This window comes from Bacillus silvicola (assembly GCF_050524305.1).
In the GTDB taxonomy this organism is placed as follows: domain Bacteria; phylum Bacillota; class Bacilli; order Bacillales; family Bacillaceae_G; genus Bacillus_A; species Bacillus_A cereus_AT.
The window spans coordinates 364,056-389,474 of the sequence record NZ_JBNGVC010000012.1 but is presented as its reverse complement, the minus strand read 5'-3'; the positions used below and the strand labels follow the sequence as shown (position 1 = coordinate 389,474).

The following is a 25,419-nucleotide window of genomic DNA, read 5'->3' as shown; positions in this document are numbered from 1 at the left end:
TATAAGTGTAAAGTGACAATGAATGGGTGTTTTTACACTTTTGGTTATTAGGGCTTTCTAAAGCAAGATGATGAGTTTTTATTATTAATGTTAGCGGAGACAATTTGATGTAGCGGTTATTAGAGGAAGTTCTTTATATAAATCGTAATTTTAAATTTTTAAGGGTATTTCTGTATAGGAAGTAGTAGAAAAAGGAGAGGAAATATGAAAAAAACAAAAATGAAATGTAGCATAGTATTTATTTTATTACTATTAACATCATGCGATATAACGGATGAAGAACTTGAACAAAAAGCACAAAGTTATACAAAATCGGAGTATGGTATTTCTGTTAAACTAAACCAAGTTGAAACACTGGATAGCGGAAAAGATTTCCTTGGTCCAAAGTGGCGGATAGTTTCTGTACAGCAAGTCGATGAACCGTATTTGCAATTTCAACTTTCTTTCGAGGGACAAATCTCTCCAAAAGTAAATAATGATAACTATAAAATAAAAAAAGAAGCGAATGATTTACAAGAAAGATTCAATACATATTATGAAAAAAAAGAGAATAATACTATCCTTATTTTCGCTCAAATACAGGTGGGGGATACTGTTTTCGATAAGAATGCCGAGAAAGAAATAGCGAAGAAAAATTTGAAGCAGTATTATACGGCAGTTTTTAGAAGTAATACTGTTTTAGATGTACACAATCCTGTACATATGGAAACATTAGCGGAGGCTGCAAGAATTATTAAGGAATTTAATAAAACGATTGAAAATAGTAAGAGTAGTGTGGAAGATATAACGATTAAGCTGCCAGACGTTAATAAGGATGTATTAAAAAATATTGCAGTAGATTATATATTAACGGCTGAAGATGCGAAAAAGACCCTTGAGAAAAAGGCTGATTATATGAAGGTTTTACAGTCTACGAAGTGAAAAAAGTGACATTCCTCAGGTGTGAAAGGCAATAGTCTGGCACCTTTACTTATTACAAAACATATAGTATGATGATTTCAGTAAATTAGATTTCAATGACTATAATATAAATTAATGAGAGGTGCTTTTTGTGAGTGCGGTAGGTACTAAATAGGAAAAATTTAATGAAATAAATCGGATGAGACCAGGGGATTTTTATGTACATCATACCCCTAATTTTGTCATGGATTTATTTCGAAACCTATGAAGATACCTACAATACTTTATAAAGCGTGTAATAAGGGGATTGCCATCTGTTTTTTATGGCTTATTTTCTCATATGTTATTACACTTGCCTTGTAAATGTAAAAGCTGCGGTATCCCCGCAGCTTTTTTGTATATGTTTTTAATGTATAAAAATAGTAATTGAATAATGTAGAACTCATTGGAATCTAATGAGTAGGTATCTTCATTTATGATATAAATCAATCATAGTGAGGAGAAACAAAATGAATACGATGACTTTTGAAAAGTTACAATATAACGAATTAATGGAAATAGTGAAATCATATTGTGTAAGTGGATTAGGTAAGGAATTATTAAATAAATTAGAGCCGAGTACGAGTATAAAAGTAGTGAGAAATCGCTTAAATGAAACGACAGAAGCACGAGCTATAGTAGATGCAGAAGGGCATGTTCCTTTCTTCGGAATTTCCAATATCGCTAGTACAATTCAAAAATTAGAAAAAGGGATGATTTTGGATCCAGCGGAGTTAGTGAGCGTTTCAGACTTCTTACGTGGGTGCCGAAAGATTAAAAAGTTTATGCTAGATAAAGAATTTTTTGCGCCAGTATTAGCTTCCTATGCAAATTCAATGACTGAATTTAAAAGTATTGAAGAGGAAATTAACTTTTCAATTAAAGGAAATAGCATTGATGCAGCGGCTAGTAAAGAGTTAAAACGAATTCGAAATAACATTGATTCTGTAGATGGGAAAATAAAAGAACGTTTAACGAAGTTTTTAAATAGTAGTGCAAATAAGAAGTATATTCAAGAATTCTTTATTAGTAAAAAGGATGATCGCTATACGATTCCAATCAAATCTACCTATAAAAATCAAGTTGCGGGAAGTATTGTTGAAGCTTCCGCTAAAGGTTCTACTGTATTTATAGAACCACATACGGTTACAAAGTTAAATGCGGAGCTCGCAAGTTTGAAAGCAGAAGAAGCGATGGAAGAGTATCAAATTTTAGCGACTTTATCAGGAATGGTATTAGAAAATATTTATCATATAAAAATTAATATGGAATTGATTAGTCAATATGATATGGTATTTGCGAAAGCGAAGTTTAGTAAATCAATCGATGGAATAGAGCCGAAATTAAATGATCATGGCTACATTCATTTAGTGAATTGTAAGCATCCGCTTTTAAGTGGGAAAGTAGTACCATTAAACTTTGAAATCGGTCAAAACTACCGAAGTTTAATTATTACAGGACCAAATGCGGGTGGGAAAACAATTGTGCTAAAAACAATCGGATTGTTAACATTAGCGACAATGTCAGGCCTTCATATCGCTGGAGATAAAGAAACAGAAATTGCTATTTTTGAAAATGTATTTGTAGACATTGGTGATAATCAAAGTATCGAAAATGCACTAAGTACATTTTCATCTCATATGAAAAATCTTTCTGAAATCATGAGGATGTCAAATAATAATACGTTACTGTTATTTGACGAAATAGGAAGCGGTACAGAACCGAATGAAGGTGCGGCGCTTGCGATATCTATTTTAGAAGAATTTTACCTTGCGGGATGTATTACAATTGCGAGTACGCATTACGGTGAAATCAAACGCTTTTCAGAAATGCATGGTGATTTTATGAACGCAGCAATGCAATTTAATAGTGAAACACTAGAGCCACTTTATAAATTAGTGATCGGTAAATCAGGTGAAAGTAATGCACTTTGGATTGCGAATAAAATGAATGTGAGAGAACATGTACTGCAAAGAGCGAAAGAGTATATGGGAAATAAAGAGTACGCTCTAGAAAAAGTGAATGAAAGTAAAATTAAAAAGCCGAAATTCGTGCAGGAAAAAAGAGAAGTGCACTATGAATACAAAAAAGGCGACCGTGTGAAATTATTAGATCATAACGATTTCGGGATTGTATATAAGGAAAAAGATAATTTCTATAATGTCGTTGTATATTATAACGGTGAATTCGTTGAAGTGAATGTAAAACGTATTACTTTAGAGGTAGCGGCGAAAGAATTATACCCAGAAGGATATGATTTAAATACACTATTTGTTGATTATAAAGAAAGAAAAATGCAACACGATATTGAGCGCGGATCGAAAAAAGCGCTTCGTAAAATTGAAAAAGAAATAAGAAAGAATAGAGGATAATATAGAATGGTAACGATTAGACAAGAACAAAAAAATGATTATAGTAAGACAGAAGAAGTTGTAAAACAAGCATTTTTAAATGAAGAATTTAGTGATAAAAAAGAACATGAACTTGTAAAACGTATTAGAGAATGTGACGCGTTTGTTCCAGAGTTATCTATCGTTGCGGTAGATGAAGAAATAGTTGGTCACATTATGTTATCAAAAATTACAATAGAACAGGATGGAACTTCTGTAGAATCATTAGCACTTGCACCAGTATCAGTTGCTAGGGGCCATCAGAAAAAAGGAATTGGCGGAAAACTGATCGTAGCTGCTTTAGAAAAAGCGAAAGAACTAGGATATGAATCTGTTGTGGTATTAGGGCATCCAGAGTACTATCCGAAATTTGGATTTAAAAAAGCATGTGAGTGGAATATAAAAGCGCCTTTTGAAGTGCCTGATGAAGTGTTTATGGCGATGGAGCTAAGAGAGAACGCTCTTCAAGGTGTAGAAGGAATTGTACAATATTCGAGTGCTTTTGCTGAGTAGGAGTATCGGTTAAAAAATGTAATCATAAAAGACGCTATCTTTTTGTAGGGATATACAGAAAGATAGTGTTTTTTATTAAGAAAATCCACTTACGTATATTTTGCTCAATAGATAATTGAGATGGTAAGATTAACATAGAAAGTTAAAGGGAGAGAATATGATGAAGAAGCGAGAAACAGATGCTAATGAGAATTTAGTTACGTTATATGTTACAAGACATGGTAAAACAATATTAAATACGAACCATCGCGCGCAAGGTTGGGCAGACTCTCCGTTAGTAGAAAAAGGTGTGGAAGTTGCCACAAATTTAGGAATGGGATTAAAAGATATTCATTTTACGAATGCGTATAGTAGTGATAGCGGCCGAGCGATTGAAACTGCTAATTTAGTATTAAAATATAGTGAGCAATCAAAATTGAAACTTGAGAAAAGGAAAGATTTACGAGAATTAAATTTTGGTATTTTTGAAGGTGAAAAGCTTGAAAATATGTGGGATGTGGTTGGAAAAGCTGCGGACGTTGCATCGCCAGAAGAACTCATGAAGTTTTCTATTCAAGAAGTGATTAATCTTATTAGAGCAGCAGACCCTACGAAACAGGCGGAAGATTGGGAATTATTTTCTACTCGTATAAAAGCAGAGATTGATAAAATTAGTGAAGAAGCTGCTGGAAATGGTGGCGGTAACGTTTTAGTTGTCGTTCATGGGCTTTTGATTACAACCTTAATAGAAATGTTAGACAGTAGCAAAACAAAACTTGGAGTGGAAAATGCTAGTGTGACGAAGATTGTATATCAAGATGGAACATACACAGTCGAGTCGGTTGGAGATATGAGCTATGTTGCACAAGGGAAAGAAAGTGTGGAGGAAACCTTCGCTGAGTAGTAGCGTAAGTGTAAAGCGATTTGCCGCTGTTTTTGTTAGATGTTTAAGCTGGGGGGAAGGCAATGGATTTTCATGATTTGATGAAATTTAAAGGATATATATATTTAAACAAATTGTTCGAACCAGAAGATAATTCACTGAAGGTGCTTATTGATAGATGTGAAGTTAACGAAACTAAAAGCCTCGTAAAAATCACAGATGAGGTTGAATTAGAAGCATACTCCATTGATGTTGATGAAAATCTATCAATTCTGCAATTGGATTTTGAAACGTACGTTGCTTACTCCATTACTAATGAATCGTTTACTGTAATGGATGATTACGAAATTTCAGAGGGTGAAATCTTTAAGGTTTACTCGAAATCAAGATATTTAGATTTTGTTAAAGCAGGAACAATTGCTGAATTTATATTTCCTGAAGAGCAGTTCATTCACTATCAAATTCCTTGTTTGAACCATATAATCGACATTATTTCATATGATGAGCCGGAAATTACTGAAATAAAAAGAAACGAATAAAATTCCATAATAAAAGAGCATCGTAATCGATGCTCTTTTATATGTTTATTTTTCCTTTTTAAATTGGAACGATTACGGGATCAATAAAATCTTCCCTGTACTTTTTCTGCTCTCTAATAATTCATGAGCACGGGCACCATCTTGTAAAGAGAATGTCCTAGGACTTGCGATGTTTAATTTTCCACTAGCGATCCAATCAAATAATTGAGTAGAGCGATTTTTACGTTCTTCATACGTAGTAAGCACGTTCCAAAGGTCTCCGCCAGTTAAAGTTTTTGAAGTATCCATAAGCATACGTGGATCTACAGGCGCAGGATTACCACCAGCCATTCCGTAAAATACGACAGTACCACCAATTTTAGTAGCGCTAAAGCTTTCCTCTAATGTAGAACCTACTGATTCATATACTACATTTACGCCAGCACTATTAGTCATTTCAAGTACTTTCGTATGCCAGGATTCAGTATATAAAAATACGTGATCGGCGCCGGCTAACGTAGCTACCTGTGCTTTTTCTTTTGATGATGTTAGACCAATTACTTTTCCGCCTTGTAGTTTAATCATTTGAACGAGAAGTTGACCAACACCGCCAGCCGCAGCGTGTACTAAAGCTATATCACCTTGTTTTATTTGATAGCTATCTTTTGTTAAATAGTGTGCAGTTAATCCTTGTAATAATACAGAAGCAGCTGTTTCAAAAGAAATAGATTCAGGAAGTGGAATTGCTTTCTCTGATGGAACAGCTACTAGTTCTGCGTTTGCAAATGGGACATCAGCAAATGCAATACGATCTCCAGGATGGATAGTAGTAACTTCAGCACCTACTTTTTCAACAATCCCAGCCCCTTCATAACCTAATATATAAGGCGGATTTCCAGCGAGATGATAATCGCCGCGGCGTCTATAAATATCAGCGAAATTTAAACCGATTGCTTTCGTGCGAACAAGAATTTCATTTGGATTTATGATTGGATCATGTATTTCTTTATATTGTAGTACATCAGCGTTTCCGAATGTTTCGAAACAAAGTGCTTTCATATGGAATACCTCCATTTATATTGTTTGTAGATGTTCTTTATCATACAATACAACTATCAATAGACAAAGAAGATTATTTCGATGAAATCAATCGATAATATCGATTGAGAAGAGGGATGATAAATGGAGATAAAACAATTAATTACATTTAAAGTGGCTGCAGAAAGTTTGAATTTCACACAAACTGCGAAGAAATTAAACTTTGCTCAGTCGAGCGTGACAGCGCAAATTAAAACGTTAGAGGCTGAGCTAGGTACGCCGTTATTTGAAAGATTAGGAAAACGTCTTTTCTTAACTGAAGCGGGCAGGAAGTTTCAATTATATGCTGATAAGATGATTGCACTCAGTAATGAAGCAAAAATGGCTGTGAAAGATGATGAGGAAATAGCAGGTACGTTAATAATTGGTGCGCAAGAAAGTCAATGTACATACAGGCTTCCTTCCATATTAAAAAGGTTTAAAGCACAATTCCCTCAAATAAAACTTATATTTAAACCAGCGCATTCCAATAAAGATGCGAAAGAACAATTGATGGAGGGGAAAGTCGATCTTGCATTTATTTTGGACGAATGTAAAACAGAAGATGTTCTGCATGTAGAGCCACTTATGAAAGAAGAATTAAAAGTAGTAGCTACTCCGGGGCATCGTTTGCTTGAACAACCTTTCGTTTCTACAAAAGATTTAGAGAGCGAAACACTTTTACTAACAGAACTAGGTTGCTCATATCGGACTTTATTTGAAGAGTTATTTCGCGCAGAAGATGTATATCCGGCAAATAAAATCGAGTTTGTTAGTGTCGAGGCAATTAAACAATGTGTCATTGCAGATTTAGGTATAGCTGTTTTACCAGCGATAGTAGTAGAAAAAGATATACGAGAGGGAACGATAAAGGAATTAGTCTTAAAGAATACAATCACTCCGATCTATACGCAAATCGCTTGGCATAAAGATAAATGGATGACAGCGCCGTTACAGCAATTTATTGATGTAACGAGGGAGTCTTTTACAAAGAAGTAAGTGGAGAAATATTTGTTTTATACGAAAGAAGAATAGCACTTTTGTATAGAGAAAACCGATACTTGGATGAAACAAGTATCGGTTCTTTATAGCATATTTTTATAATCACTTTTAAGTATTGCCATAATAATTTCATCCGAGTACGTATCGTTATAAAATAAGGATTGACGTAAGGTTCCTTCTTTTACAAACCCAACCTTTTCATAAGTTCTAATGCCGCGTAAATTATGGCTAAATACTTCTAACTGTAAACGATTTAATGATAGTTGTTCAAAAACAAATCTTAAAACAATTTTAATAGCTTCAGTTCCATAGCCTTGTCCTGTTAATGCTATGGACAGCATTGATATTCTGAATCCTGCTCTTTTGTTCTCCTCATCGATATCTAAAATCGACAACTCTCCAATCATTTCGTCAGTACTTTGTAAACAAATAGCGAAATCATAGCGACTTGAATCATTATTTATATGATCTATATGTGTCTTAATTTGCTCCAATGAAAAAGTGGGCTTAGTTCCAGTCATATAACGTATCTCTGTATCCATCGTACTTTCTAATATAATGGATGCATCTAGTTCGCAAAGAGGCCTTAAATAAATTCTTTTACTCTCTAATCTCATTATAATTTTCTCCTTAAGGTTGGTGATAGAGTATATAAATATTTTTGATCTACATGGAAGAAGAGCTTTATTTTTTGTATTGTTTGAAAAGTATGTGTCTTACTTTGATATTACATGAATTTTATAATGGCATGGTATACCTAAAACAAATAATAAAAGTTTTATACACAACAAAATACATCATCAAACTTTTTGCTAATATCATTATTATTGTTTTTCATTCTGCTTTTAAATGAACATGAGTTTTTATAGATATTTTTAGTGGGAAATAAGCATGTACCACTAATTTGCACCGTAGTTAAACAAGAATTAAATAACGTTATTGTCACTTTACAAGAGCATGTTTTGATTGGTTCTCAAAACATGCTCTTTCTTTTTGTTTGTTTATCCCGTATTAACGGATAGGCCGATAGAGTAGGGAGGTTCCTTTAATGTTTTGGAATAATTTAGCATAAGTGATTTTCATATCTCTAAATTTATGCTCTAATTAAAATAAAGGAGGCAAGTAAATGGGGAATGAGATTAAACGATATGTAATACGCACTTTTATATTTACATGGATACTATGGGGGCTATTAATTAGCTTAATAAAATTAAACATTACGACATTTGGTACACCGTTAGCGATGATATTATTTGTTTTCGGAGGGATCATGCCATCAATCATTGCAATTAGTTTAAAGAAAAAATATGGATCAAAAGAAGAGTTTAGAGTATTTATTAAAAATATTGTTAATCCTAGGCATCACTTTGTATGGTATGTTCTAATCGTTGTTCTAGCTTTTATTAGCTGTTATCTTCCAACGATATTTGGTGGAGCAACGATGCAAAAACCATTATACGTGGCATTACTTAATTTTCCAATAATGATCATTGGTGGCGGTCTTGAAGAAATTGGATGGAGAGGGTTCTTACAACCTGCCCTTCAGAAGAGGTTTTCGGCATTTTTTAGTACGGTTATTGTGAGCGTTATATGGGCTATTTGGCACTGGCCGTTATGGTTTATTCCGGGTACCAATCAAACTCAAAGGGATTTTATAGCCTTTATAATTACGACAATTGCCGTATCTTTCTTACTAACTACAATTTTTAACGCAACTAAAAGTATTTTTATGTGTCTAATTTTTCATGCGCTTCTTAATTCTTTTTGGACTGTGTACGTGCCAAATTATAAAGTTTTACCAGCATTTTCAACTATTATTTTCGGTATTTTCGTTTTTATTGTGTATAAAGTGGTAATAAAAAGAAAAAAACTATTATTGATTAGGTAACTGAAATAATAAAAGGAAACATATTAATATATATTTTAAATGGATATGAAACTAAGCAATAAGAACACGACACAAACATAATTAAAATATAATAAAAGTCTTCAAGTTTGTGCCGCAAGAAAATTTGCAAAACTATAAACAACATCAAAAAGAATGAAGAGCCTTTCCGTTTACATAAACAATGTTAACGACAGTTATAGTAGTTCATTTGTTAGAACAATTGAATTAACTAAGATCTGTGTCAGGAGGATTGTATCCAAGGTGACGAGCCATCGATACAATCTGTCCTTTATGATGAAATTCATGTGTCTCTGTATGAGTTAAAAGCCATAGCGGAGTTGTGCTCCAAGATTCTTTTTGCCATTTCACTTCATTTGCTATATTTTCGAGCCACCGGTCATTGTATTCATCTAAAAAGCGTTGTACAGTTTCATCTACTATTTTAAATCTAGCACGAACTTTCGAAACATCTGCATGCTCAATTTCATAATCGCTAGCAAATGAAAACTCTGCTCGTTTTTGTTTAAATGCGAATGATCCAAGCCAGTATCGATAGCAATCGGCTACGTGAATATGGGTCTTTATAATGCTACCGCTTCCGAAGTTAGGAACCGTACTGTGCAATTTTTCTTGTGGAATTTCTTCCAAAAATGTAAATAGAGTTTCTCTTGTAGAGCTAATAAGATTATATTGCTGTTTTAAAACATGTAACATGAAATTAACACTCCTCTTTTATTTACTAAACTATTTGTGTAGTAAGTAATTCTATATTTACGAGAGGTGAACCTTTTTATTATTTTTACTAAGCAAATTAGATGTATTTCTTCATTGTTTCTGATAAATTAAACAAAGTGAAACTTTAATAAGTTGAACATTCTTAGTTCGTAATAAATTGTACATGAAGAAGGGGAACGATAAAATGAATAGAATAATTGGTTTAAAACAATTTGAAATAACGCGCGGGGCATTACTTAAATTTATGGATACGCTAGATGATAAAACTGTGGATACGCAGCCAGAGGGTTTTAACAATACAATTCGCTGGCATATCGGTCACGTGTTAACAGCAGCAGAAATTTTCATGTTTGGAAGAGAATTTAAACAATTGCCAACAGAATATCCAGGTATGTTTGGGTATGGATCAAGACCATCTAAATGGAAAACAGAAGGACCAACGTTAGAAGTGTTAACGGCCCAATTAAAAGAACAAGCAAAACGTATTAACGAAATTCCAGCAGAAGTATTTGAAAATAAACTTCCAGAGCCATTTTTAGGGTTGGAAACAGTTGGAGAGCTTTACGGTATGATGCTTTATCATGAAGCAGACCATATTGGGCAAATGAAGGCGATGGAACGTATTATTAAGGCTCTTTAGTTTTTGGTAAAGTTTAATTGCATATAAAAAACGAAATCACAGATGTTTTGTCAAAATTGAGGTGTAAGTAATTACAACCTTATTTTTCACAATACAGGTGTAATGTTAAATAATATATAGACAAAAAAGGGTAGATAATTTATTATCTATCCTTTTTTGTTGTTGAACTTCTTGAAGGATTATGAACGCTAATCATCGTGATGCTGATGAAGAAGGAAAGAAAACCAACCTATTAGGATAAAGAAGCATCTTAAATTTTATGGTAGTTATTATTTTTTTGTATTACTTAATAGAAAAATATTGAAAATAATACAGAAGAAAGTATAAGGTTGCAAAATCTGTATGAAATAGGGTATTCCTAAATATGGAATATACGTATAATAAAAGAGAGGAACTAGAAAATGGGGGAATACTATGATTACATTGGAACAAAAGTTGGAGCAATACACACATACATATGCACAGTTAAAAGGAGAACTAAAATGGAAAACGAGTGATTCTCGAACAGGTATGATGATTGCTGCTATGTATGCAAGTAGTGATAAATTGTTTGATCTCGCCCGTTTTTTAGAAATTAGTAGTTATATTAAGAATCAGGTAGGGATGTTTTCATACTTAAAGTCTTATCATCGCTTTGTGGTGGCCGCAACTTTAGATATTCACTTTACAGATTACAAGGAAGCTTTTCGGAGGTTTTTAGATTTATATGAACAATTGGTCGCTGGTGGTTTTAGCCGAAGTATATTTACTTATCTCGCAGCAGCTGTGCTTTTAACAGAAGAAAATGAACAGCATGGCATGCACGTTCAGCGTTCGATGCAAGTATATAAACGCATGAAAGAGGATCATCTTTTTCTTACAGGTACTAATGATTATCCGCTCGCGGTTTTATTAGCAGGACAATCAGAGAATGTAGAAACACTTATGGACCGTGTAGAACGTCTGTATCAGAAACTAGCGAAAGCGGGTTTGCGTAAGGGGAATGATCTTCAATTTTTAAGTCACATTCTTTCACTAAAGAAGGATGTCCGTGAAGAAATGTTAGTTGCAACATGTACAAACATATGGCATTTGTTAAAACGAGAAAAGGTAAAAGTGAAACAGATGCATTATCCAGCTATCGGGCTACTAGCGTTACTTGAGGATGGAGAAAAAGAGATTCATTCTATTAAAGCATTTATTGAAAAATTGCAGGGAGAGAAATTGTTCCGTTGGCATACAGATACAAATATTCTTATTGCTATTCAGCTGTTCGTAAGTCAGAAAGGTGAGGAAAGTAAAGCTACTAGCACAGGTTTACAAACTATGATAGAAGTCCTCATACAAGCACAACAGGCAGCTATGATAGCAACGATTGCCGCTTCATCTGCAGCAACCTCTTCTGCTAGTACTAGTTCATAATGTGCAACTGCTTATGCTCTTGTAAATTATAATGCCTTTGATGAGGACGGTTTAAAAAATATTATTAAAAAAGGCCCATCACTCTCTAATGAGTGATGGGCTAACTGTTTTTACAGAGTGTATTTCTTTTTTATTGGACAAGTAGGGAGGATAAGTTGTTTTACATGAAACATTTCTTCACCTTTGATATTTTTATTTGAAAAGTCAAAATAATAACTCAGTATACTATAAATTTGAAAATATAACATCGCACAATTTTGCATGTATTTGTAAGTTTTAGAAGGGAATTGTAATAAGTATTTTGATAGTTTAACAAAGTAAAAAAAATAGTTTGCTATTTAAAAAAAGTGGGGATATAATATCTAAATGAAAATGATAATTATTATCAATAATGATTATAAATAAAAAATGATTATAAAAAACAACTGAATATAAAGGATGAAATGAAACATGTTACATAAGTCTACTGTACATGCTGGTAATAATCGCTGGATACATATTAAGTTCATTTCTTTCATGAGCTTAACAATTTTATGCTTAATTGGATCTATATTTTTAGCCGTTGCATTCGGTGCAAAGGATATTCATTTGCAAACGGTGTGGGCAGCGGTTTTTGATTACAATCCGAAATTAACGCAGCATCAAATTATTTATGAATTAAGGCTTCCGAGGGTAATTGGTGCGGCAGTTGTAGGAGCAGCTTTTGCAGTCGCTGGGGCTGTAATGCAAGGAGTAACACGAAATCCTTTAGCTGATGCAGGGGTGCTCGGAATAAATGCAGGAGCGATGTTTGTAGTAGCACTTAGTTTTGCTTTTTTCCCGCATATGCCGTATTCCTATTTAATGATTGTCTCCTTTATTGGAGCTGTTTTAAGTACAGTACTCATTTTTATTATCGGATCAGCAACATCAGGTGGGCTAACGCCGATGAGGTTAACGATTGCTGGAGCAGTTATGGCAGCGCTTTTACACTCATTAAGTTCAGGTATTGCAATTTATTATGACTTAAGTCAAGATTTAGCGTTTTGGTATGCTGGTGGTGTTGCGGGGGTTAAGTGGGAACACTTGAAATTTTTAGTGCCTATTATTCTCATAACGATTGTTTTTGCGACAGTGCTAGGGCGATCTATTTCACTCATATCAATGGGGGATGATGTTGCTACAAATTTAGGGGTGAAAACGAACCGAACGAGAATACTCGGGATGATTATGGTAGTGATTCTAGCAGGTGTTTCTGTTTCAGCTGTTGGTTCTATTGGATTTGTAGGACTAGTCATTCCGCATATTGCTAGAAAATTAGTTGGTGTTAATTATCGGCTTATTATTCCTATGTCAGCATTATTAGGAGCTATGTTATTGGTATTAGCTGATTTAGGGGCAAGAACAGTAAATCCTCCTAAAGAACTTGCGATAGGAATTATGGTAGCTCTTGTTGGAGTTCCGTTCTTCCTTTATATAGCACGTAAAGTTGGGAGGGAGTTATAAGTGAAGGATCTTTTTAACACGGATAAAAAGAGAGCTATTACTGTAACTACAATTTTCGGATGTATAAGTATCGCTGTAATTTTGATTAGCTTAAATACGGGGACGCTGAGCATCGCACCGCTCAAAGTAATTCAAACGCTTTTTGGCTATGGTGATTTTGAGAGTGCAACCGTGCTATACGATTATCGTATGCCAAGAATTATAATCACCATGTTAGCCGGTATTGGCCTTGGGGTTTCCGGTGCGATTTTGCAAGGGCTATCTCGTAATGCACTCGCAGATCCTGGTATTCTCGGATTACATTCGGGTGCATCTTTCGGGCTTATTGTATTTGTTACTCTCTTTCATTCTATTAACGAGAGTGCATCGATTTTAATACCGTTATTTACATTTGGCGGAGGAGTGTTAGCTGCATTTCTTATTGTTTTGCTTGCGAGTGATCGGTCAAAAGGTTTACTTCCCATTCGACTTATTCTTGTTGGTATTGCAGTTTCAGCTGGTTTTAGTGCACTTTCGTTATTTTTCTCGCTCAAGTTAAATGATGAGACGTATACATTCGCTTCTAGGTGGTTAGTTGGTAACGTGTGGGGAAGAGATTGGATTCATGTTCTAGCATTATTACCTTGGATTTTGATACTAACTCCGTACGCATGGCTGAAATCTAAAACGTTAAATGCACTGTCACTAGGTGATAGTGTAGCAGCAGGACTTGGTGTATCTGTTCAAAAAGAACGGTTACTACTCTTAGCTACAGCGGTAGGATTGTCTTGTGCAAGCGTATCAATGGCAGGGGGAATTGGCTTTATCGGCTTAGTTTCTCCGCATATTGCAAGGAAGTTAGTAGGTAGTACATATCAGCACTTCCTTCCGCTAGCTGGCATTATTGGAATGATTATTTTAGTACTCGCAGATACGATAGGTCGTTCTATATTCGAGCCAAACTCTATTCCAGCTGGTGTAGTAGTGGCGGCTTTAGGAGCACCGTATTTTCTTTATTTACTTACAAAAACAAAATAAATACTTCAAAGAGGAGAACATATGAAAAAGAAACTTACTATTTTATTTAGCATCATGTGTATTTTAGTATTAGCAGCATGTGGTCAAACGAAATCTAATGAAGAGGCAACGAAAAAAACGGAAAAAAGTAATGATCCAAAAATCGCCTCTATGTCCATTCACTTAACGAATAATTTACTTGCATTAGGAATTACACCAGTAGGTTCTGTTATTGGTGGAGATTTAAAAGATTTCTTACCGCACGCAAAAGAGCAGTTGAAAGATACGAAGAAACTAGGCGTTGTAACAGATCCAAACATGGAAGCATTACTACAATTAAAGCCATCTGAAATTTATGTGGATGAAAAATATGCTGGTAAAGATGTAGCGAAATACGAAAAAATTGCAAAAACACATTCTTTCAATTTAGATGAAGGTACGTGGAGAGATCAGTTAAAACAAGTTGGTAAACTTGTAAATCGTGAGAAAGAAGCAGATAAATATATTCAAGACTATGAAGAACAATCAAAACGAGTGAAAAGTTTAATTGATAAAGAGCTAGGTAATAACGAAAAAGTAATGGCAATTCGTGTTACTGCAAAAGAATTACGAGTATTTAGTACGAAAAGACCGATGGGACCAATTTTATTCCAAGACTTAGGATTACAACCTGCAAATGGTGTAGAGAAAATTGATGGAAACCGTCCTTTCGAAGTCATTTCACAAGAAGTATTACCTGACTTTGATGCAGATGCTATTTTCGTTGTCGTTAACAGAGATGATAAAGCGAAAGCTGCATTTAAACAACTTCAAGAAACACCAATTTGGAAAGATTTAAAAGCTGTTAAAGGTAAGCACGTATATATTATTAATGACCAACCATGGCTTGACTATTCTGCTTTAGGTAACAAAATGGCAATGGATGAAGCGGAGAAAATGTTTACGAAATAATACAGTTTTGCTATTAGGAAAGGCCCTCTAAATTTGGAGGGCCTTTCTGTTATTGTTAGAATAAATGAAAAATTATACAATGAAGTTAATTTAGTATAAAGGAGATGTGCCAATGTCAGCGCTTATTGTATGTATCCAGTTTATAAAAGAGTTTATGGAACTAGGGGATAAATAGGCTAGAATAAGTATCCCCGCTATTTAATAAAGGGGGAGTTTCAGATGACAATTAATCTTTTTCAGGATAAAACAATTAAATTATCAGCTGTTAGAGAAACGGATGCTAAAGAAATGGCTAAGTGGCAAGAGGATAGTGAGTATTTAAGAAGTGTAGATACAGACTTAGCATGCCCGCAATCTTTACATGAAATATCAAATGATGGACTATTTAAGGGACGAAGATCGAATAGTATTTCTTTCATGTTAAGAACAGTTCAAGATGAGCGCTTAATTGGTTTTGTTGCAATTCATGGCATAGAGTGGAATAACAGAACAGGTTTATTAGCAATTGGTATAGGAGATGCAAATGATAGAGGGAAGGGATATGGAAGAGAAGCAATCCAGCTTATTCTAAAGTATGCTTTCTATGAATTGAATTTACACCGCATCGGTCTCGATGTTATTTCGTATAATAAATCTGCCATTGCACTGTATAAAAAGATGGGTTTTCAAATGGAAGGCTGTATGAGAGAAGCAGTTCAGAGAGATGGAAAGTGTTTTGATCGTATCATTATGGGGATATTGCGGGATGAATGGATTGAGCTGCAAAACTAGTAAAAACATACAGAATAATTGTATAGTGTGGTGAGGAAAATCTAATATTCAGATAATCAGAAGGGAGGGGTGTAATAATGGAGGGTTTCTCTCCATTAAGAGAGTGTTTATATCAGCTAGAGGAACGATTACTTAAGCCAGAGGTTCGCACATCTCAAAAAGAGCTTAAAAAGATACTTGCAGATGATTTTTTTGAGTTTGGGAGTTCTGGTAAAGTTTTATATAAAAATGAGGATATCGATAAAAATGGAATAGGCGTGGTAAAAATGACTTTAAGTGATTTTGAAGTACATCCTTTATCCAAAGATGTAGTATTAACTACTTATCGAATATTCAATGAAACAAATAATCAACACTCGTTACGTAGTTCAATTTGGAAATTTAGAGAAGGAAGGTGGCAAATGTATTTTCACCAAGGTACACCTGCTAAATTTTAATGAAGCTATATTTTTTAGGTGTGAAAAGAAACTATAAAAATAGAATTGTTGAATATATAGTATGCAGGAGAAATAATAATAATTGGCGAATTTTTACAGTGTACTGATTGAACTTATAAGGAGTTATGCGAGATGAATTTAGAAAAAGCAAAACCAGTAAATGAAGAGGTCGCTGAATTAAAAGAACTAATTAAAGAATTACACGGAAGTGTACATCAACTTCAAAGTGAAGTACAACAATTAAGGCACGAGAGACCGGTTGTTGAAGTGAGAAAAGGTGTTCAATTATCACCGGCAATCGTCGGACAAATTGGTGGTATGATTTTAGGTGGATTAGCAATTATAGGTATATTTTGGTGAAGAAAAAAGGTTTGCAGCACCATGCTGCAAACCTTTTGTATTTGACGATATAATTTCATGCAATACAACTTTTACATTAAGTAACGTAAATAAATGTAAGCATGTGATAACAATAGCGCAATGATCGTTAAGGGGAAACCGATTTTTAAGAAGTCCATATAAGAGAACCCATGTCCTTCACGTTTTGCAATACCAGCAACGACTACGTTTGCTGATGCTCCAATTAACGTTCCGTTTCCTCCTAAGCAAGCTCCAAGTGATAAAGCCCACCATAGTACTTCGATTTGCGGAGAATCGACAGATAGTCCGAGTCCTGTAGCTAAATCTTGAATAAGCGGGATCATCGTTGCGACAAAGGGGATATTGTCAATTGTCGCAGATGCGATGCCAGATACCCATAAGATAAGTATAGCAGCGAAACCGATATCACCATTTGTTACGTCGATTACTTCTTTAGCGAGTGAAGAAATTAGTCCGATATCAATTAACCCGCCAACGAGAACGAATAATCCGGCAAAGAAGAAAATTGTTACCCATTCGACGTGAGCGAATATATCTTCTATCTCATGTTCTTTCGCTCCGATTAACATCAGTAGAGTAGCACCTGTCATCGCAATAACGGCAGCGTCTACATGAATAATAGAATGCAGTACAAAGCCTAAAATAGTTAGTCCTAAAATCGTAATGGATTTTAAAAGGAGACTTTGATCTTTAATATAATCTTTTTCATTTAATGCCATTAATTTTTTAATTTGCTCAGGTGTTGTTTTTAGTTTGTTACGATACATGAAGTAAATAATGCCAAGTGTAACGATAGAAATAATAATTACGATTGGAGCTAAGTTAAGTAAAAAGGCATTAAAGTCTAAATGCTTATTTGCTGATCCAATCATAATGTTCGGCGGGTCACCGATTAATGTTGCTGTTCCGCCTATATTTGAAAATAGTACTTCTGAAATTAAATAAGGAACAGGATTTACTTTTAAAATACGTGTAATGGATAGTGTAACAGGAACGATTAATAATACGGTTGTTACGTTGTCCAAAAATGCAGAACCGACAGCGGTTAATAGGGATAGTAACAATAAAATGCGGATTGGTTTTCCGCTAGCTGCTTTTGCTGCTTTAATGGCTACAAATTCAAACACGCCGGATTGACTCGTAATATGTACGAGAATCATCATCCCAATTAAAAGGGTAATCGTTTCCCATTGAATATGTGATGTGAAAGCGGTATGTAAATCTACAACGCCAAAAATAATCATAATAGCAGCGCCGAATAGTGCGATTACAGCACGATTCAATTTCTCAGAAATAATAAAGCCGTACGTGACTAAAAATACGGCAATTGCAAAATAATATTGCCAATTTGCTACTTCATGTGCTGATTGTTCCAATCATGTCACCTTCTTTAAAGTATGTATTCAATTGTCGAAATGTATCTCGCTGTATGAATACGGGATAAAATATATTGTAGCAAATTCAAAAAAGAAAGAAAACTATTTAACAAAGTGAAGGAAAAAATATGATTTTTACATATCATATAAAAAATATAAAAAACACAGTGCAAATTATTAGGAAAAGTGAGCGTTGTCCTCTAATATAGAGATAGCAATTTACATTATTTTTGCGTAAAATGGTTTAAAGAGGTGAATTCCGATGGAAATAGTAAAAGATAGTTCTCTTATTCAAAATGAAATTGAACGTTTTGTAAATAAAGATGTATATATTCATTTAGAAACGACGAACGGAGCGTATGCGTCACACTTTAATGAAAAGATGATGACAGTTGGAGCATTCATTCGAAATGCAATTATTCGCTTTGAGCGCGGGAAAATAACTGGAACAAACCCATACCGAGTTGGTTTGAAAATGGATCATGGCTGGGTATATGCAGAAGGTATTACGCACTGGGAAGTAGACGATAAAGAGCGTTTATTACTCGCAGGGCATGATAACCAAGGTCGCTTAGCGGTAGCGCTTGAGTTAAGCTTAACGCCATTTAAGTAAGAAGGAGGGGAACTTATGGAGAGACATGTACTTGTTGTATTTCCGCATCCAGATGATGAAGCATTTGCTGCGGGAGGAACAATTCGCTTATTAACAGATCAAGGAGTACCTGTAACATACGCATGTGGTACTCTTGGACAAATGGGACGTAACATGGGGAAAAACGTATTCGCTAACCGTGAAACGATTCCAAATATCCGTGAAAAAGAATTAAAAGATGCATGTGAAGCGATGGGGATTCAAGATTTAAGAATGCTCGGTTTCCATGATAAAACGTTAGAATTTGAAGATGTTGATTTCGTTGCAGATAAAATCGAAGCGATAATTCAAGAAGTAAATCCATCTCGAATTATTACATTTTATCCAGAACACGGCGTACATCCAGATCATGATGCATTTGGCCGCGCTGTAGTTCGCGCTGTATCACGTATGCCAAAAGAAGAACGTCCAGCCATTCATGCGGTTGCGATTACGAGAAATCGAGAAGCTGTACTCGGTGAGCCGGATGTTGTAAATAATATTAGTGAAGTATTTGAGCATAAATTAGCTGCACTAGGTGCGCACCGTTCACAAACAGAAGCAATGCTTGAAGAAACACATGCAAAAATAAAAAACAAAGATGCAGCAACATTAAAATGGTTGCAACTTGAACAATTTTGGACTTATAAATGGGAGTAGGCTAGAAGGATATCTTCTAGTAGCTCTTACATAGAAAAAGCGCCGTCACTTGTGATGGCGCTTTTTTGGGGTGAAGTGTGATGTGCTATTTTTTCGTACTAGCCAAATACATGAGCATGTGGAATTTTTCGTCTCTTACATGATAGTCGAAATAAGGTCCTGGATCTGTACAGTAACCAATATTTTCATTTTGCATGATTTGAAATCCGTTAACTGATAAATTCTCTTCTAAGTATTTTGGATATAAAATATGCTCATGGGAATTTGGATATAAGGCTGAAATATTTTTCAAGGATTTGGCCGAGCTATCATAATACGAGTATCCACCGACAATTTTTGAACTGTTATGTAAATAGTTTTTTAGAACGTGACTTGGGAACGCTGGGTTGAGCAGTGAAAAATCAGTTATTGTAAAACTATCCACAAAAACATCGATGCTAAGCGGTTTCAATGGTAGATTTAAATCGGAATTCAAAATATAAAGGACGCGTGGCTTCGTATTCATACGCTCAATTCTATTTCTAACCTTCTTGAGCATTGCAAGCGAATAGCCACTGAATACATAGGATGCGCTCGGTTCAAGAATGTCGATATATTTCGGTAGTGACACAAAAGCGTCAACGTTTGTTTCCACGACTAATTTGTTTTTTAAATCTATATTTTGTAGAACTTTTTGAAATTGAAAATTACTTTTTTCAAATAAGTTAATCATTTTGGGATTAATCTCTTTAATCGTTTCTTTATCGTAAAAATAAGATGGATAAGGTGACGTCTCGTACAAGTTCGCGGTAATGATAATACCCTCCTCGATAGCTGCTTCGTATCCACAGTTACAAGTTAAACTCCCCGTGTTAATGTAGACTTTTTTAATCGTTACATCTTTCATTTCAAGTGGAATGCGGCACTTCGGACAATAGAGCAGATTTACAAAGTCAAGCGGGATTCCTGTAATATCCTCTTCTTTGGTTGAAGGTGAGTTTGGTTGAACCGCTTTTTCAATCAATTGGATAGCTTTTGATATGTCTTCTTTTTTCTTAGTCAGCTCATTCTTTTTATCATTGAGCAAGTTGTTGTAGTAGTCGATATCCTCATGGTCCGAGAAGTTTGTGACACGCCGATACGATAAAATTCGTTGGATTTCTATCAATGAAAAATGAAATTTTTTCAGTTCAGTAATAAAAGCCATGTCGTCTAAACACAATTGGTTCATTTGATACTGGGTGTTTTTTTTGTCTGGTATTAATAATCCAAGTTCAATGTAATAACGTACGGTATCAGTTGTAACATGAAAAAGCTTCGCAAATGTACCAATTTTCATAGATGTCCCCCCGATGAAAAAAGTGGAGTTACTCCATTTTTTTCGCAAAATGAATTTAAAAAACTCTCAAATGGGTATTGACTTGGAGGAAACTCCAAGTCATATGATTAACTTAATAAGTTTGAATATTGTGAATATTTTTGAGTGTATTGTAACATACATGTCACGAAAGGAGAAGGATTAGCTATGGATAAGATGGATCGAATGGATACTCTCTCATTGTGGACAGCGACTGCAAACAGCTATGACAAAGGAAAAACTCTTGAAGGAAATGAAGAAGCAGATGTTGTCATTATTGGCGCAGGTTTCACAGGTCTTTCTTCTGCATATCATTTGCAAAAATTAGGAAAGAGTGTCATTGTCCTGGAGCAGGAAACAATCGGGTATGGCGCAAGTGGTCGTAACGGCGGGATGGTATTGCCAGGCTATAAGCCAACGATGCAGGAGCTTGCTAAGAAGTATGGTGCGGAAGAGGCGAGACAACTTAACGATCTTTCGCTGCTTAGTGTTGAACTAGTTAAAAACATCATCGATGAGCATCAAATCAACTGTAACTTTAGAAAGACAGGTCACATTGTGGCGGCTTACAAAGCCAAGCATTTTGAAGGATTGAAACTTGAAAGTGAATACTTAAACAAAAACTTTGGATATGAATGTAGCGTGCTTAATCGAAGTCAGTTGCATCAAGAAATTGATTCCCCGCAATATTATGGTTGCTTAGTCGACGACTCGAGTTACTCGTTCCAACCACTGAACTATGCAATTGGTTTGGGAGAAGCAGCTAAATCGATAGGTGCAAAAATCTTTGAGCATTCGAAAGCACTATCTATTGAGTACGGGCGAAACAGTGTGAAAGTTGTTACAGAAAAAGGTGCTGTTACAGCGAAAGACATTATTGTTGCTACAGATGGTTACTCCGGAAAAATCATGGCTGAATTGAATAAAGGAGTACTGCCAATTTCGGCACGTATTATTGCTACTGAACAGCTTCCAGAATCGCTGGTGAATACCGTCATTCCTAATGATCGCATGGTTTTTGATACAAGCAGTTTCCTTTACTATTTCAGGCGCACACCAGATAATCGGATCGTATTTGGCGGTGGCGATATTCGTCCAAACTTAGGTGATGCTGTTTATCAAAGTGTTTACGATGCCATGGTTAAAATAATGCCGAAACTAGAAGGAAGTAAGATTGATTACCGGTGGGGTGGATTTATCGGGGTAACGATTGATACATTCCCAGTTATTGGCAGATCCAAAGAGGGCGCATATTTCGCAACGGGTTATACGGGCCACGGCGCGTCTCTTTCGACATTGTTTGGTAATTTATTGGCACAATGGATCGTTACGGGGAGTGCAGGTGGATATAGATTTGAAAAGGAACGCCTCAAATCATTCCCGTTCTATAATCAGAAAACGATGCTGGTCAATATAGCACATATTGGTTTCAAAATGTTAGATATTATTGCGTAAAGGAGAGTTGTTATGAAAATTAACATGTTCATTGACGGAAAATGGGTAGAAGCATTATCGGGTGCTAGACGAAACATTATCAATCCTGCAACCAGTGAGGTTATCGCAACGTCAGCTCATGGATCAGAAGACGATGCGAAGGTAGCAATTAAGGCGGCTCGTAAAGCGTTTGACAGTGGAATCTGGTCAAACTTATCGGCTGATGAAAGAGCTGATTATCTATATAAGATTGCAGACCGTCTTGAAGAGAAGACAGCTGAAATTGCCCGTTTGGAAACTGCAAATAACGGTAAGGTTATTCGTGCAACAATCCATGTGGATATCCCGGTATCGATTGAATGCTTCCGCTATTATGCTGATTTGATCAAAGGTATGAAAAAGGAATCTTACACTCGTGAGGATTCTTCGGAAACGATTATTATTCATGAACCGATTGGTGTTTGTGGACTTATTGTACCTTGGAACTTCCCGCTTATGTTAGCCGTTTGGCAAATTGCTCCTGCGCTTGCCGCAGGGAATACAATTGTAATTAAACCTGCCGATGTCACTCCTGTAAGCGTTTTCAAATTATTTGAAATTATCGAAGAGGTTGGGCTTCCGAACGGAGTGGCAAACTTGGTATTGGGACCTGGCTCAAAGGTTGGGAATGAGCTTGCAGAGAGCCATGATGTTGATAAAGTAGCCTTTACCGGTGGAACAAAAACAGGTCAAAGTATTATGCGTGCAGCTGCAGGCAATATGAAAAAAATCACACTTGAACTTGGTGGGAAATCTCCACTTATTGTGTTCGACGATGTAGATTTTGAAATCGCAGTCGATAATGCGATGTTTGGTATTTTCCACAATGCTGGGCAAGTTTGTTCAGCTGCATCTCGTTTACTTGTACAAGAGACTATTTACGATAAGTTTGTTGAAAGATTGGCTGAGCGTGCGAACAAAATTGTAGTTGGCAACGGGGAAAGTGAGAACATTGAAATGGGAGCTCTCACAAATGAGTCTCATATGAATGAAGTTTTACATTATATCCAAAGAGGAATCGAAGAAGGTGCAAGATTAGTTTGTGGTGGTAATCGCTTAACAGAAAATGGGCTTGATCGAGGGTTTTTTATTGCGCCAACAATCTTTGCTGATGTAAATGCGAATATGTGTATTGTTAAGGAAGAGATTTTTGGCCCAGTCCTTGTTGTACAGAAATTTAAAGATGAGGAAGATGCCATCCAAAAAGCGAATGATTCCATTTATGGATTAGCCGGTGCTGTATTTACTGAAGATATGGACCTGGCAAAACGTGTCATTAGTAAATTACGTGCGGGAATTACTTGGATTAATAGTTATCATCTCGCTTATGTTGAAGGGCCTTGGGGCGGATATAAGCAAAGTGGAATAGGTAGAGCATTAGGTGCTACTGGGCTGGAGCACTTTATGGAAACGAAGCAAATCAATATCCACCAGCATGCAAATCCGGTAGGGTGGTATGCGAATTAATTGAGCTTAACTTGCTATATAAATTATTTGTAAGGGGATATGCTCATGAAAATAGTGGATAACCGTCCGTCATCGAAAATAGAGCAACCAGAAATAATGAATAACCCGGTGGATGATTCAGTGCTAGGAACCAAAAGTATTCCGTTACTATATTTACGGTTTGCTTTGGCAGGAATTATGGCTAACGTAATTCTAGGAGTTGTATCGGTTGTCGATGGCTATTTCGTCAGTGGCTTTCAGGAGCTGGAAATCGAAGGGATTGGAATTGGATTTACGGTCATGGTTATTACCCGTATGATTGGTGTTCTTTTAGGTGTGGGAGCCGGAGCGGTCATTTCACTTCGACTTGGAAAAGGGAAGATAGAAGAAGCTAGAGGTATTATGGGTCAAACTTTATGGTTTACTCTTTTTCTTTCCGCTTTGATAGCTGTACTTGGATTGGTCTTTGAAAATGAAATTATGATTTTATTCGGAGCAAGTGATGAAGCGCTCCCGTATGCGGTGCAATATAGCCGACTGCTATGGATTTCATTGCCATTAACGATATTGGCCGTTGTATTAAGTATTTTAACTAATATCGATGAAAAACCTGGATTATCAATGAACAGTTGGTTAGTCGCAGCAGTTGTTGCTGGGATTACAGAATGGATTATGGTAACGAAGTATGACATGGGGATGATGGGTTCTTCATGGGCCAATACGATTTCGCAATCGATCCCTGTTCTCCTAATCTTTTATTTCTGGTTTGGTAAAACAAAACTTAAGCCGAAAATGAAAGATATGATGATTAATCTCAAGACCATTGGTGAAGTAGCTTGGACGGGCTTTGCATCTTTCTCGAGTCAGTTTATGATGTTTTTTGCCATTATTATCTTCAACAACTTACTACAAAGCTACGGTGGTGGGCTGCACGTTGCCGCTTTCACGATTCAAAATGGTTACATTACAAATCTCCTCGCCTTAGCAGCGCTCGGTGGGATGACAGGACTTCAACCGATTATTAGTTATAATTACGGTGCGGGAAACCTTGATCGTGTTAAGCAAGCAATTAAAATGGGGCTCATTTTTACAGTTTCCTTCTTTGTGATTGTGACAGCCATACTAATCATTTTTGCAGATCCAGTTGTGTCATTTTTCTCCGGTGGTAATCCTGAATTGCAGAAACTGGGCATTTGGACGACGGTTGTATTCAATTCTTTGTTTATGCTTAATGCAGTCAGTTTACTTATCTCCGGTTATTTCGAATCACAAGAGAGGAATTGGATTGCAACGTTTATTAATGTTAGCAAAATGCTATTGTTCTTGTTCCCATTTCTATTTATTTTCCCGAAATTCTGGGGTGTGGAAGGTGTATGGTACGCAGGTCCTGCTGCAGAAATTCCAGGCGTTCTCATTGCCATATACTTTATGAGAAAAGAATTCAAATGTTTAAAAGTTACAAATGTTAAGACGGTAGATTTATAGAATTGATTCCTTCAAAATTACCAATA

The 25,419-nt window shown here is 35.6% G+C and carries 24 protein-coding genes and 1 pseudogene; 20 read left to right on the top strand and 5 right to left on the bottom strand.

The features are described from left to right. Positions 1-204: 204 nt before the first annotated feature. From ACP6L7_RS13875 to ACP6L7_RS13855, 5 genes are all read left to right on the top strand, one after another. A complete protein-coding gene (locus ACP6L7_RS13875) occupies positions 205-921 on the top strand; it encodes a hypothetical protein (protein WP_430529287.1) in 717 nt (238 codons plus the stop codon). A gap of 488 nt (positions 922-1,409) precedes the next feature. Further along, positions 1,410-3,311, top strand: coding sequence for an endonuclease MutS2 (locus ACP6L7_RS13870; protein WP_097832556.1), 1,902 nt, complete (start codon positions 1,410-1,412; stop codon positions 3,309-3,311). Between the two features lie 6 nt (positions 3,312-3,317). Beyond that, a complete protein-coding gene (locus ACP6L7_RS13865) occupies positions 3,318-3,842 on the top strand; it encodes a GNAT family N-acetyltransferase (protein ID WP_097832557.1) in 525 nt (174 codons plus the stop codon). A gap of 160 nt (positions 3,843-4,002) precedes the next feature. Beyond that, positions 4,003-4,725 (top strand): histidine phosphatase family protein, encoded by a 723-nt coding sequence (locus ACP6L7_RS13860; RefSeq protein WP_097832558.1) that lies wholly within the window; start codon positions 4,003-4,005, stop codon positions 4,723-4,725. A 62-nt stretch (positions 4,726-4,787) separates the two neighbouring features. Beyond that, positions 4,788-5,243 (top strand): hypothetical protein, encoded by a 456-nt coding sequence (locus tag ACP6L7_RS13855; protein ID WP_097832559.1) that lies wholly within the window; start codon positions 4,788-4,790, stop codon positions 5,241-5,243. Between the two features lie 72 nt (positions 5,244-5,315). Here ACP6L7_RS13855 and ACP6L7_RS13850 read toward each other — a convergent pair whose 3' ends face one another. Beyond that, the gene (locus tag ACP6L7_RS13850; RefSeq protein ID WP_098361788.1) at positions 5,316-6,281 is read right to left on the bottom strand and encodes a quinone oxidoreductase family protein; all 966 of its coding nucleotides are present in this window, start codon (positions 6,279-6,281) and stop codon (positions 5,316-5,318) included. Positions 6,282-6,404: 123 nt separating this feature from the next. Between ACP6L7_RS13850 and ACP6L7_RS13845 the strand changes: the two genes are divergently transcribed. Further along, positions 6,405-7,298, top strand: coding sequence for a LysR family transcriptional regulator (locus ACP6L7_RS13845; RefSeq protein ID WP_097832561.1), 894 nt, complete (start codon positions 6,405-6,407; stop codon positions 7,296-7,298). Positions 7,299-7,384: 86 nt separating this feature from the next. Here the strand turns inward: ACP6L7_RS13845 and ACP6L7_RS13840 are convergent, their stop codons facing one another. Further along, on the bottom strand, positions 7,385-7,918 hold the full coding sequence (locus ACP6L7_RS13840) for a GNAT family N-acetyltransferase (RefSeq protein WP_097832562.1): 534 nt from the start codon (positions 7,916-7,918) through the stop codon (positions 7,385-7,387). A 509-nt stretch (positions 7,919-8,427) separates the two neighbouring features. Here ACP6L7_RS13840 and ACP6L7_RS13835 point away from each other — a divergent pair. Further along, the gene (locus ACP6L7_RS13835; RefSeq protein WP_097832564.1) at positions 8,428-9,189 is read left to right on the top strand and encodes a CPBP family intramembrane glutamic endopeptidase; all 762 of its coding nucleotides are present in this window, start codon (positions 8,428-8,430) and stop codon (positions 9,187-9,189) included. Between the two features lie 225 nt (positions 9,190-9,414). On the opposite strand, the gene ACP6L7_RS13830 is transcribed toward ACP6L7_RS13835, so the two are convergent. Continuing rightward, complete coding sequence (locus ACP6L7_RS13830) at positions 9,415-9,903, bottom strand: DinB family protein (protein ID WP_097832565.1); 489 nt, start codon at positions 9,901-9,903, stop codon at positions 9,415-9,417. Positions 9,904-10,087: 184 nt separating this feature from the next. Here ACP6L7_RS13830 and ACP6L7_RS13825 point away from each other — a divergent pair, with 184 nt between their 5' ends. From ACP6L7_RS13825 to ACP6L7_RS13790, 8 genes and pseudogenes are all read left to right on the top strand, one after another. Further along, entirely contained in the window at positions 10,088-10,564 is a 477-nt protein-coding gene (locus ACP6L7_RS13825) for a DinB family protein (protein ID WP_141533445.1), read from the top strand. Between the two features lie 364 nt (positions 10,565-10,928). Next, positions 10,929-11,965, top strand: a pseudogene (locus ACP6L7_RS13820) (DUF4003 domain-containing protein). A gap of 450 nt (positions 11,966-12,415) precedes the next feature. After that, the gene (locus ACP6L7_RS13815) at positions 12,416-13,450 is read left to right on the top strand and encodes a FecCD family ABC transporter permease (RefSeq protein WP_097832568.1); all 1,035 of its coding nucleotides are present in this window, start codon (positions 12,416-12,418) and stop codon (positions 13,448-13,450) included. Further along, positions 13,451-14,467 carry a FecCD family ABC transporter permease gene (locus ACP6L7_RS13810; RefSeq protein ID WP_097832569.1) on the top strand — a complete coding sequence of 339 codons (1,017 nt, stop codon included), beginning with the start codon at positions 13,451-13,453 and terminating at the stop codon, positions 14,465-14,467. It abuts the gene before it with no gap. Positions 14,468-14,488: 21 nt separating this feature from the next. After that, positions 14,489-15,397 carry an iron-hydroxamate ABC transporter substrate-binding protein gene (locus tag ACP6L7_RS13805; RefSeq protein WP_097832570.1) on the top strand — a complete coding sequence of 303 codons (909 nt, stop codon included), beginning with the start codon at positions 14,489-14,491 and terminating at the stop codon, positions 15,395-15,397. Positions 15,398-15,616: 219 nt separating this feature from the next. Next, positions 15,617-16,168 (top strand): GNAT family N-acetyltransferase, encoded by a 552-nt coding sequence (locus tag ACP6L7_RS13800; protein WP_430529286.1) that lies wholly within the window; start codon positions 15,617-15,619, stop codon positions 16,166-16,168. A gap of 77 nt (positions 16,169-16,245) precedes the next feature. Continuing rightward, positions 16,246-16,605, top strand: coding sequence for a nuclear transport factor 2 family protein (locus ACP6L7_RS13795; RefSeq protein WP_097832572.1), 360 nt, complete (start codon positions 16,246-16,248; stop codon positions 16,603-16,605). A gap of 132 nt (positions 16,606-16,737) precedes the next feature. Next, positions 16,738-16,965 (top strand): coiled-coil domain-containing protein, encoded by a 228-nt coding sequence (locus ACP6L7_RS13790; RefSeq protein ID WP_001047302.1) that lies wholly within the window; start codon positions 16,738-16,740, stop codon positions 16,963-16,965. Positions 16,966-17,036: 71 nt separating this feature from the next. On the opposite strand, the gene ACP6L7_RS13785 is transcribed toward ACP6L7_RS13790, so the two are convergent. Next, the gene (locus tag ACP6L7_RS13785; protein ID WP_097832573.1) at positions 17,037-18,362 is read right to left on the bottom strand and encodes an ArsB/NhaD family transporter; all 1,326 of its coding nucleotides are present in this window, start codon (positions 18,360-18,362) and stop codon (positions 17,037-17,039) included. 262 nt (positions 18,363-18,624) lie between these two features. Between ACP6L7_RS13785 and ACP6L7_RS13780 the strand changes: the two genes are divergently transcribed. After that, the gene (locus tag ACP6L7_RS13780) at positions 18,625-18,975 is read left to right on the top strand and encodes a YojF family protein (protein WP_000407039.1); all 351 of its coding nucleotides are present in this window, start codon (positions 18,625-18,627) and stop codon (positions 18,973-18,975) included. Positions 18,976-18,990: 15 nt separating this feature from the next. Beyond that, positions 18,991-19,653 carry a bacillithiol biosynthesis deacetylase BshB2 gene (gene bshB2 / locus ACP6L7_RS13775; protein ID WP_000439465.1) on the top strand — a complete coding sequence of 221 codons (663 nt, stop codon included), beginning with the start codon at positions 18,991-18,993 and terminating at the stop codon, positions 19,651-19,653. An 85-nt stretch (positions 19,654-19,738) separates the two neighbouring features. Here the strand turns inward: bshB2 and ACP6L7_RS13770 are convergent, their stop codons facing one another. Next, the gene (locus ACP6L7_RS13770; protein WP_430529285.1) at positions 19,739-20,971 is read right to left on the bottom strand and encodes a MerR family transcriptional regulator; all 1,233 of its coding nucleotides are present in this window, start codon (positions 20,969-20,971) and stop codon (positions 19,739-19,741) included. Positions 20,972-21,157: 186 nt separating this feature from the next. On the opposite strand from ACP6L7_RS13770, the gene ACP6L7_RS13765 reads away from it, so the two are divergent. From ACP6L7_RS13765 to ACP6L7_RS13755, 3 genes are read left to right on the top strand one after another with little or no spacing between them, the layout of a single operon-like run. After that, positions 21,158-22,444 carry an NAD(P)/FAD-dependent oxidoreductase gene (locus ACP6L7_RS13765; RefSeq protein WP_097832575.1) on the top strand — a complete coding sequence of 429 codons (1,287 nt, stop codon included), beginning with the start codon at positions 21,158-21,160 and terminating at the stop codon, positions 22,442-22,444. 12 nt (positions 22,445-22,456) lie between these two features. Beyond that, the gene (locus ACP6L7_RS13760; protein ID WP_097832576.1) at positions 22,457-23,929 is read left to right on the top strand and encodes an aldehyde dehydrogenase family protein; all 1,473 of its coding nucleotides are present in this window, start codon (positions 22,457-22,459) and stop codon (positions 23,927-23,929) included. Between the two features lie 45 nt (positions 23,930-23,974). Then, positions 23,975-25,393 carry an MATE family efflux transporter gene (locus tag ACP6L7_RS13755; protein ID WP_097832577.1) on the top strand — a complete coding sequence of 473 codons (1,419 nt, stop codon included), beginning with the start codon at positions 23,975-23,977 and terminating at the stop codon, positions 25,391-25,393. The last annotated feature ends 26 nt before the right edge of the window (positions 25,394-25,419 follow it).

Coding starts and splice junctions, on each gene's coding strand:
- ACP6L7_RS13875 (WP_430529287.1), top strand. CDS start 205: ATGAAAAAAACAAAAATGAAATGTAGCATAGTATTTATTTTATTACTA.
- ACP6L7_RS13870 (WP_097832556.1), top strand. CDS start 1,410: ATGAATACGATGACTTTTGAAAAGTTACAATATAACGAATTAATGGAA.
- ACP6L7_RS13865 (WP_097832557.1), top strand. CDS start 3,318: ATGGTAACGATTAGACAAGAACAAAAAAATGATTATAGTAAGACAGAA.
- ACP6L7_RS13860 (WP_097832558.1), top strand. CDS start 4,003: ATGAAGAAGCGAGAAACAGATGCTAATGAGAATTTAGTTACGTTATAT.
- ACP6L7_RS13855 (WP_097832559.1), top strand. CDS start 4,788: ATGGATTTTCATGATTTGATGAAATTTAAAGGATATATATATTTAAAC.
- ACP6L7_RS13850 (WP_098361788.1), bottom strand. CDS start 6,281: ATGAAAGCACTTTGTTTCGAAACATTCGGAAACGCTGATGTACTACAA.
- ACP6L7_RS13845 (WP_097832561.1), top strand. CDS start 6,405: ATGGAGATAAAACAATTAATTACATTTAAAGTGGCTGCAGAAAGTTTG.
- ACP6L7_RS13840 (WP_097832562.1), bottom strand. CDS start 7,918: ATGAGATTAGAGAGTAAAAGAATTTATTTAAGGCCTCTTTGCGAACTA.
- ACP6L7_RS13835 (WP_097832564.1), top strand. CDS start 8,428: ATGGGGAATGAGATTAAACGATATGTAATACGCACTTTTATATTTACA.
- ACP6L7_RS13830 (WP_097832565.1), bottom strand. CDS start 9,903: ATGTTACATGTTTTAAAACAGCAATATAATCTTATTAGCTCTACAAGA.
- ACP6L7_RS13825 (WP_141533445.1), top strand. CDS start 10,088: ATGAAGAAGGGGAACGATAAAATGAATAGAATAATTGGTTTAAAACAA.
- ACP6L7_RS13815 (WP_097832568.1), top strand. CDS start 12,416: ATGTTACATAAGTCTACTGTACATGCTGGTAATAATCGCTGGATACAT.
- ACP6L7_RS13805 (WP_097832570.1), top strand. CDS start 14,489: ATGAAAAAGAAACTTACTATTTTATTTAGCATCATGTGTATTTTAGTA.
- ACP6L7_RS13800 (WP_430529286.1), top strand. CDS start 15,617: ATGACAATTAATCTTTTTCAGGATAAAACAATTAAATTATCAGCTGTT.
- ACP6L7_RS13795 (WP_097832572.1), top strand. CDS start 16,246: ATGGAGGGTTTCTCTCCATTAAGAGAGTGTTTATATCAGCTAGAGGAA.
- ACP6L7_RS13790 (WP_001047302.1), top strand. CDS start 16,738: ATGAATTTAGAAAAAGCAAAACCAGTAAATGAAGAGGTCGCTGAATTA.
- ACP6L7_RS13780 (WP_000407039.1), top strand. CDS start 18,625: ATGGAAATAGTAAAAGATAGTTCTCTTATTCAAAATGAAATTGAACGT.
- bshB2 (WP_000439465.1), top strand. CDS start 18,991: ATGGAGAGACATGTACTTGTTGTATTTCCGCATCCAGATGATGAAGCA.
- ACP6L7_RS13770 (WP_430529285.1), bottom strand. CDS start 20,971: ATGAAAATTGGTACATTTGCGAAGCTTTTTCATGTTACAACTGATACC.
- ACP6L7_RS13765 (WP_097832575.1), top strand. CDS start 21,158: ATGGATAAGATGGATCGAATGGATACTCTCTCATTGTGGACAGCGACT.
- ACP6L7_RS13760 (WP_097832576.1), top strand. CDS start 22,457: ATGAAAATTAACATGTTCATTGACGGAAAATGGGTAGAAGCATTATCG.
- ACP6L7_RS13755 (WP_097832577.1), top strand. CDS start 23,975: ATGAAAATAGTGGATAACCGTCCGTCATCGAAAATAGAGCAACCAGAA.